7 protein-coding genes are annotated in these 8274 nt (G+C 70.8%); 1 reads left to right on the top strand and 6 read right to left on the bottom strand.

Going from position 1 to position 8274, the window contains the following annotated elements; translation table 11 throughout:
* Positions 1-128: 128 nt before the first annotated feature.
* Genes FKV24_RS12990 through egtB form a run of 3 tightly spaced genes read right to left on the bottom strand, consistent with a single transcriptional unit; the run spans position 129 to position 3224 of the window.
* Complete coding sequence (locus FKV24_RS12990; RefSeq protein ID WP_141482670.1) at positions 129-851, bottom strand: flavodoxin family protein; 723 nt, start codon at positions 849-851, stop codon at positions 129-131.
* A 31-nt stretch (positions 852-882) separates the two neighbouring features.
* A complete protein-coding gene (gene egtD / locus FKV24_RS12985) occupies positions 883-1836 on the bottom strand; it encodes an L-histidine N(alpha)-methyltransferase (RefSeq protein WP_249041013.1) in 954 nt (317 codons plus the stop codon).
* Positions 1837-1850: 14 nt separating this feature from the next.
* Positions 1851-3224 (bottom strand): ergothioneine biosynthesis protein EgtB, encoded by a 1374-nt coding sequence (gene egtB, locus FKV24_RS12980; protein WP_111267852.1) that lies wholly within the window; start codon positions 3222-3224, stop codon positions 1851-1853.
* Positions 3225-3343: 119 nt separating this feature from the next.
* Between egtB and FKV24_RS12975 the strand changes: the two genes are divergently transcribed.
* Entirely contained in the window at positions 3344-4513 is a 1170-nt protein-coding gene (locus FKV24_RS12975) for an aminotransferase class V-fold PLP-dependent enzyme (protein WP_141482668.1), read from the top strand.
* A 370-nt stretch (positions 4514-4883) separates the two neighbouring features.
* On the opposite strand, the gene folE is transcribed toward FKV24_RS12975, so the two are convergent.
* From folE to FKV24_RS12960, 3 genes are all read right to left on the bottom strand, one after another.
* Complete coding sequence (gene folE, locus FKV24_RS12970; protein WP_111267854.1) at positions 4884-5474, bottom strand: GTP cyclohydrolase I FolE; 591 nt, start codon at positions 5472-5474, stop codon at positions 4884-4886.
* A 322-nt stretch (positions 5475-5796) separates the two neighbouring features.
* On the bottom strand, positions 5797-7509 hold the full coding sequence (locus FKV24_RS12965; RefSeq protein ID WP_111267855.1) for a sensor domain-containing diguanylate cyclase: 1713 nt from the start codon (positions 7507-7509) through the stop codon (positions 5797-5799).
* A gap of 141 nt (positions 7510-7650) precedes the next feature.
* On the bottom strand, positions 7651-8274 hold a 624-nt coding region (locus tag FKV24_RS12960), incomplete at its 5' end, for a TolC family protein (RefSeq protein WP_141482667.1).

Below are 8274 nucleotides of genomic sequence, written 5' to 3'. Positions count from 1 at the left end.
CGAGGGCCGCGAGGCCGCCGGCGGGATCGCCCGGCTGCTGCGCAACGGCGGCGGACGGCGGCTGCCGGTGCCCGAAGCGGACATCGCCGCCGCCTGAGCCACGGACCGCGCGGCTCAGCGGTGCAGGCTCAGCGGTACTCGGGGTTGGGATGATCGAAGCGGCAACCGGCATCCCAGCGGTCGCGCTGGTTGCCGTGCGCGGGGATGCCGCCGGCGTCGCGCAGCAATCGCGCCAGGTGCATCAGGTTCCAGGCCATGAAGGTGGTGTTGCGCTGGGTGAAGTCGTTGTCGTAACCGGCGCCCTCGTCGCCATAGGACGGCCCCGGGCCGGCCTCGCCGATCCAGCCGGCGTCGGCCTGCGGCGGAATCGTGTAGCCCAGGTGCTGCAGCGCGTACAGCACGGTCATCGCGCAATGCTTGATGCCGTCCTCGTTGCCGGTGACCAGACAGCCGCCGACGCGGCCGTAATAGGCGTACTGGCCGCGGTCGTTGAGTTGTCCCGACTCCGAGTACAGCCGCTCGATCACCCGCCGGCACACCGAGCTTTCCTCGCCCAGCCAGATCGGCGTGCACAGCACCAGGATGTCGGCGGCCATCACTTTCCGGCTCAACGCCGGCCAGTCGTCGCGGGCGAAACCGTGCGCGGTCATGTCCGGCTGCACGCCCGGGGCCAGGTCCAGGTCGACCGGACGGACCGACTCCACCTCGACCCCGTTGCTCCGCATCACCGCCGCGGCGACGTCGATCAGGCGTTCGGTGTGCGAGGCCACGCCGCTGGGCTTGAGCGTGCAGTTGAGGAACAGTGCGCGCAGGTCGTCGTAGCGTGCCGGCGGTTTCGGTGCCTCGGTCATCGCGGTGTCCTCGGAGTTGGCGGCGCGCGCCTCAGGCCGGTTGCAGCAGACGCAGGCCGAAGGCGTCGCCGGGGGCGTTCCAGCGCTCGACCACCTTCAGGCCCGCGCGGGCAATCAGTGCCTGGAAACTGGCATCGGTGTACTTGTGGCTGTACTCGACCTGCATCGCCTCGCCGTCCTGGAAGTGGAAGCGGCGCCCGTCCACTTGCACCTCCTGGTCGCGGGTGCTGACCAGGAAGGTCTCGATGCGCTCGCGTTCGGACACGTAGCGGGCCTGGTGGCGGAAGCCGTCGGGCTGGAAGTCGGTGCCGACGTCGCGGTTGAGCCGGGTCAGCAGATTCAGGGTGAACGCGGCGGTGACCCCGGCGGCGTCGTTGTAGGCGGCCTCGATGGTGGCCGCGTCCTTGACCAGGTCGATGCCGACCAGGGCCTGGCCGCGCGCACCCATGGTCTTGCGCATCGAACACAGCAGCGACTCGGCGGCATCGGCGGTGAAGTTGCCCAGGGTCGAACCGGGGAAGAACACCAGGGTGTGGCCGGCCTCGCGCTCGGGTCGCGGCAACGGCACCGGCTGGGTGAAGTCGGCGCAGACCGGCAGCATCTCGATCCCGGGAAATGCCTCGGCCAGGCGCTCGACGCTGGCCAGCAGCGCGCTGCGCGATATCTCGATCGGGGTGTAGGCGACCGGATCGGCCAGGCCGGCCAGCAGCAGACGGGTCTTGCGGCCACTGCCGCTGCCGTACTCGACCACGTGCGGGCAGTCGTTGACCGCCGCGGCGATCGCCGGCATCGAGGCCTCCAGCAGGGCCAGTTCGACCCGGGTCAGGTAGTACTCGGGCTGGCGGGTGATCTGCTCGAACAGCTGCGAGCCGCGGGCATCGTAGAAATACTTCGACGACAGCCGCTTCGGCGTCGACGACAGGCCCTCGAGGGTGTCGCCGAGGATGTCGTCGGGGGTGGGATGGAGATCGGTCAACGGTGGCATCGTCGCGGCATTCGTCATTGCTCGTCCCTGGCCAGGCGCAGACCGGAGAACTGCCAACGGTCCGGCGGATAGAAGAAATTGCGGTAGCTGGCGCGCAGGTGGTCGCGCGGGCTGGCGCAACTGCCGCCGCGCAGGACCCACTGCCCGCACATGAACTTGCCGTTGTATTCGGCCAGCGAGCCGGGAAGGGTACGGAAGCCCGGATAGGCGCCATAGGCGCTGGCGGTCCACTCCCAGACGTCGCCGAACATCTGCGCCAGTCCGCGACCGGTCGCCGCCGGCGCGCACGGCTGCAGGCGGTCGTCGTCGGCGAAGTGGCCGATGACCGCGAGCGGACGCGCGGCCTGCTCCCATTCGGCCTCGGTCGGCAGCCGCGCGCCGGCCCAGCGCGCGAAGGCGTCGGCCTCGAAATAGCTCAGGTGGCAGACCGGCGCGTGCGGATCGATGACGCGCATGCCGCCGAGGGTGAACGCGCGTTCGCCGTCCTCGTCCCAGTACAGCGGCGCGGTCCAGCCCTCGGCCTGGACCCGCGCCCAACCCTCGCTCATCCACAGCGCCGGCTCGCGGTAGCCGCCGGCGTCGATGAAGGCGCGGTACTCGGCGTTGTTGACCGGCCGCGAGGCCAACGCGTGCGCCGGCACCAGCACCCGGTGCGGCGGCGACTCGTTGTCGTAGGCGAACTCCGTCGCCCGCGGCCACGCCGGCGCGCCGATCTCGACCACCGCCTCGTCGAATCCGATCCATGCCGATGGCGACGACGACGATGCCGCCGCGGTCGCCAGATCGTCGCGATAGGCCGGTCGCAGCGGGTTGCACCACAGCGCGTGCTTGATGTCGGTCAGCAACAACTCCTGGTGCTGTTGCTCGTGGTGGGTGCCCAGCAGCAGCACCTGGCGCGCGACCGGGTCGAGCGCATCGCGCGCGAACGCCTCATCGATCGCGTCATCGACCGCCTCGCGGTAAGCCAGCACCTCGGCCAGCGACGGCCGCGACAACAGGCCGCGCGCCGGTCGCGCGTGCATCGGCCCGGCGCTCTGGTAGTAGCTGTTGAACAGGTAATGCCAGTCGGGGCGGTAGGGCCGGTAGTCGGGATCGCGGCCGAGCACGAACAGTTCGAAGAACCAGGTCGTGTGGGCCAGGTGCCACTTGGCGGGACTGGCGTCGGCCATGCTCTGCACCATCGCGTCCTCGGGCGACAGCGGCGCGGCCAGCGCGAGGCTGCGCGCACGCACGTGGCGGTAGCGTGCGGCCAGTGCGTCGCCGGTCCGCGCCTGGCAAGCCGGCAGGGCGTCGGTTGCGGGCTCGTCGGTTGCGGTGGTGTCCGCCACAGCGGCGGCCTGCGGATGTAGCGGTACCGCTTGCGCGGACGGGGCGATGGACGCTGTCATCGGCCCCGAGCTTACTCCACCCGCGATGACGGGCCGTGCATAGCCCGTCACGCTGCTGCCGCAACGGTGGCAGGATGTCGCGACGCGATCCCGCGTAAATGCCGTAGAACCCCGTACCGATGCCGCTTTCCGACCACGACGCTCTCACCGACCTGTTCGCGACGCCGCCAGGCACGCTGTATCTGGACAGTGCGGCGCACGGTCCGCGCCTGTGCAGCGTGCACAGCGCCGCCGAAGCCGCGCTCGCCGACGGCGTCGCGCCGTGGCGGATCGACATGGACGACTGGTACGCGTCGATCGAACGGGTGCGCACGCTGGCGGCGATGATCTTCGAAGGCGACGGCTTCCGCGGCGATGGCGACGGCGTCGCGCTGGTGCCGTCGGTCGGCTACGCGATGTCGTTGGCCGCGAACAATCTCGAACTGGATGCCGGCGACACGGTGCTGGTGCTGGAAGGACAGTTCCCGTCCAACCTGCTGCCGTGGCAGCAACGTTGCGCGCAGACCGGCGCCGGCCTGGTCGCGGTGCGGCGCGCGCACGGCCAGGACTGGACCGCGGCGGTGCTCGCCGCGCTCGACGCCGATCCGGCGATCCGGATCCTGGCACTGCCGCACGCGCACTGGCACGACGGCGCCCTGCTCGATCTGGACCGGATCTCGGCGCGGGCACAGGCGCGCGACGCGGCGCTGGTGCTGGACATGAGCCAGAGCCTGGGCGCACTGCCGGCCGACATCGCCCGCTGGCGACCGCAGTTCGTGGCCGCGGTCGGACACAAGTGGCTGCTGGGCAGCCACGGTCTGGCCTATCTGTGGGCCGCGCCGCACTGGCGCGCGCACGGACAGCCGCTGGAACAGAACTGGTTCGCCCGCGAACATGCCGCGGCGATGGCATCGCCGTCGCAGCCGCCGCCGTACCGCGCCGGCGCGCGCCGCTTCGATGCCGGTGGCGTCGCCCATGCGCAGAAGCTGGCGATGGCCGCCGCCGCGCTGTCGCAGTTGCAGGACTGGGGCATCGCCGCACTGTCGCAGGCGCTGGGCGCGCGCACCGCTGCGTTCGACGCGGTGTTGCGCGAACACGGCCTCGAGGACTGGGGCACGCCCGGCCATGCGCCACACCTGTTCGGACTGCGACCGGCCGCGCAGCGGCTGGACGCGGTGGCGCACGCACTTGCCGATGCGGGCGCCGTGTTTACCCAACGTCACGGAGTGTTGCGAATTGCCCCGCACCTGCAGGTCACCCCCGCACAGATGCGGATGCTCGCCGAGCGCGTGGTGGCCGCGGCCCAATAGGACCTGTAGGAGCGGTGTAAACCACGATGAAGATTTCCCTTGAAGGCCCGATCGCGGCTTACGCCGCTCCTACAGGACAGGGACAGTTGACCCAGCCCCCTGAGTCAGGGGGCGATTCGCGCGCAGCGCGAATTGGGGGTGTGGAGGCGCAACGGCGGGGCCCATGGTTTGCGAAGCACACTTTGGGAGATATCCGCGCGCAGCCGGATATCGTTCCCCCTCACTCAGGGGGGCTGGGCCACACGGTCACACGCGACCATGCCGTAGGAGCGGCGTAAGCCGCGATCGGATTTCATGGGATCGTCAGGGAATCGCGGCTTACGCCGCTCCTACGAGGCCTGCCGCTCCTACGAAACCCCAACGACGGCGGTCAGCGGCCGGTGCTGGTCTCGATGAAGCGCAGGAACTCGGCGCGGGTGCGGGCGTCCTCGCGGAAACTGCCGAGCATGGTCGAGGTCACCATGCTGACCCCGCGCTTGTGCACGCCGCGGGTGGTCATGCATTCGTGCGCGCCGATCACCACCACGCCGACGCCGCGCGGCTGCAGCACGTCCTGGATCACCTGGGCGATCTGCGCGGTCATCTTCTCCTGCACCTGCAGCCGGCGCGCGTAGGTCTCGACCACGCGGGCGAGCTTGCTGATGCCGACGACCTTGCCGTTGGGCAGGTAGCCGACGTGGGCCTTGCCGATGATCGGCGCCATGTGGTGTTCGCAATGGCTCTCGAACTCGATGTCGCGCAGCACGATCATCTCGTCGTAGCCCTCGACTTCCTCGAAGGTGCGCTTGAGGTAGTCGGCCGGATCCTCGGCGTAGCCGCTGAACCAGTCGCGGTAGGCCTTGACCACGCGCTTGGGCGTGTCGAGCAGGCCTTCGCGGGCCGGGTCGTCGCCGGCCCAGCGCAGCAGGGTACGGACGGCGGCTTCGGCGTCCTCACGGGTTGGCTTGTCGGAATCGGCCATGGCTCGTCGGATGCGTGGGAAGGACCGGCATCCTACTCCAGGCACGGGGCCCACGGTACAGGCCCGACAGGGTCGGCAAACACTTCCGCGACGGACGCCCGCGGCCGCGCCGGTCGCGGGCGGACACAAGAACGGAGCCGCGCGCGGCTCCGCCAATGCGTCGCAGTGTGTTGTCGGCGCACGCATTCGGCGGCGTGCTGCGGCAGAAGCTACGCCGCCGGCGCACCCTGCCGCAACGACAGCGCGCACGTTCGCGCATCGGCATTCAGGCGCGGTTGCGATCCGCCATCGTGGATGCGCGTGTGGATACGGTGGCGCACGCTCATCCGGCTTCGTCGCGACCGGTCGCGCCGACACGCTGGCGACGGCCTTCGCCGGCGCGCGCATCCGCGGCCACGCCGATGCTGCTGTGTCCGGCGATCCGCACCCCGGCCAGCGCCTCGGTGGCGCGCCGCAGCAGCGCATCGGCCTCCTCGCCGCGACGCGACATCGCCAGGCCGATGCTGACCGTCACCGTGATGTCGTGGCCATCGACGTTGAACGGCCGCTGCTGGAACCCGTCGACGACACGATGGGCGAGCAGTTCGGCGTCCTCCAGGCGGCATTCGCTGACCACCGCGAACAGGTCCGACTCCATCCGCGCAACGGTGTCGTCGGGCCGCACCAGCCCGCGGATGCGGGTATAGGCGTGCTGCATCACGGTGTCGCCGACCACGTAGCCGTGGCGCGCGTTGATCTCGGCGAAGTCGTCCAGGTCGACCATCAGCACCGCGTAGCGGCTCGCGCCGAGGTGGCCCATCTGGCTCCAGGCGGCGAGCATCTGCTCGATCGCGGCGCGGTTGAGCGCACCGGTCAGGGTGTCGCGTTCGGCCGACTGCCGCGCCAGCAGCGCGATCCGGTGCCGGTTGGCGGCGTGCTGGCTCAATGCCAGCGCCAGCACGCCCGACTGCAACACCGCGCCCAGCGGCAGCACCCGTTCGATCCAGGGCACGTCGATCAGGCCGAGCTGGTGGCCGGCCATCAACGTCGCCATCGCCAACAGCGGGGTCCAGCCGGCGATGAAATGGCCGGCATAGGAGGCGCCCTTGCGCCAGGCCTGGATCGCGACCGCGACGCTGATCGGCATGAAACCCAGCAGCAGCATGTGGATCATCACCGGATACCAGCGCACCACGCGATCCTGGCCGACCAGCAGCACCGCCAACAGGCCGAACAGCGCCCACACCATCGCCGACACCAGCCGCGCCGCGCGCGGCATCAGCCGGGCCAGTTCGAGGAAGCGCGCGGTGAAGATCAGCTGCAGGATCACCGCAAGGGTGCCGAACGCCATTCGCGCCAGCAGGTTGTCCGGCGCCATCCACGACAGCGTCAGCATCTCGGCGGCATCGCCGGTCAGCAGCATCGAGTAGATCGCCACGCAGGCCAGGTAGGCCGCATAGCTGAGATAGAGCAGGTCGCGCAGCGCGATCCACAGCCCGAACATGAAGATCGCGACCAGCACCAGGGCGGTGAAGGTGGCGCTGGCCAGGCGCGCGCCGGCGCGTTCGCGCAGGACCAGGCGATCGCCGTCGATCAGCCCCAGCCGCAGCGCCTGTCCGGTATCGCCGGACACGTGCAGGTAGGCGACCGTGGCCGGCGGCCAGCCGTTGGGCAGCGGCAACTGCCAGCCGCGCCGCAGCAGGGTGCTGGGCCCGTCGATGCCCTGTGCGATCACCCGCGGCGCCGAGGCCGGCGGATGGAACACGACCGGTCCCAGGCTCTGAGCGCCGCGCAGCACCAGTACCTGGCGGCCGTCGCGCGGCACCGCCGCGTGGGTGGTCAGGCGCAGCCAATAGCCGGAACTGCGGCGCGGCAGCGGCACCTTCAGATACTCGCCGGGCTCGGCCACCGCACGCATCTGCACCGGTGCCACCGTCGGCGGACTGCTCAGCTCCTGCTCGGTGTAGAGCAGCTCGACTTCCAGCGCCTGCGCCGACGCCAGCGCGGGCAGCGCCGCGCCGACGAGCGCCAGCAGCAGGGCCAGCAGGGTCCGCATCGGTCGCCTCCTCGTGAATGCCACGAGTCTAGCGCCATTGGCGGATACCGCGATGTCGATGGTTCCGTCCGCCGGCGGCGGCGCGAGAGGGAGCGCGCCGCAAGCCGCCGACGGACGGATCGGGAGGCGAGATGAACCGGCTCAGCGTCCGGCCAGGCTCTCGCGCAGAGGTTGTCGCGACGGCCAGCCGCCGGCCAGCGAGCGGTACACGCCGACCGCACCGTTGACGCTGCGGGTGCGCACATCGGCCAGCGCGTCCTGCGCCTGCAGGCGGTTGCGCTCGGCGTCGAGCACCTCGAACAGATCGGCGGCGCCGGCCTCGAAGCGGATCCGCGCCAGCTCGGCGGCGCGCGCACTGTCGGCCGCGGCGCGGGTCAGGTGGGCATCCTCGTCGCGGGCGCGGGCGTAGCGCACCAGCGCGTTCTCGGTGTCCTCCAGCGCCCGCAGCACGGTCTGCTGGTAACGCGCCAGTTCGCCCTCGGCATCGGCATCGGCGGCGGCGATGCGCGCCCGCACCCGGCCGATGTCGAGGAACGACCAGTCAACGCCCAGTGCGATCAGGCGGGTCTCGCTGGCACGCTCGAACAGGGCATCGCTGTCGATCGCCTGGCTGCCGATCAGGCCGCCGAGGGTGAAGCGCGGAAACAGGTCGGCGGTGGCGACGCCGATGCGCGCGGTCGCCGCATGCAGGCGTTCCTCGGCGGCGCGGATGTCGGGCCGGCGGCGCAGCAGTTCGCCGGGCGTGCCGGGGTCGAAGCGCGCCGG

The organism is Marilutibacter maris, assembly GCF_006546735.2.
GTDB lineage: Bacteria > Pseudomonadota > Gammaproteobacteria > Xanthomonadales > Xanthomonadaceae > Marilutibacter > Marilutibacter maris.
This window is presented reverse-complemented; position numbering and strand designations above follow the sequence as displayed.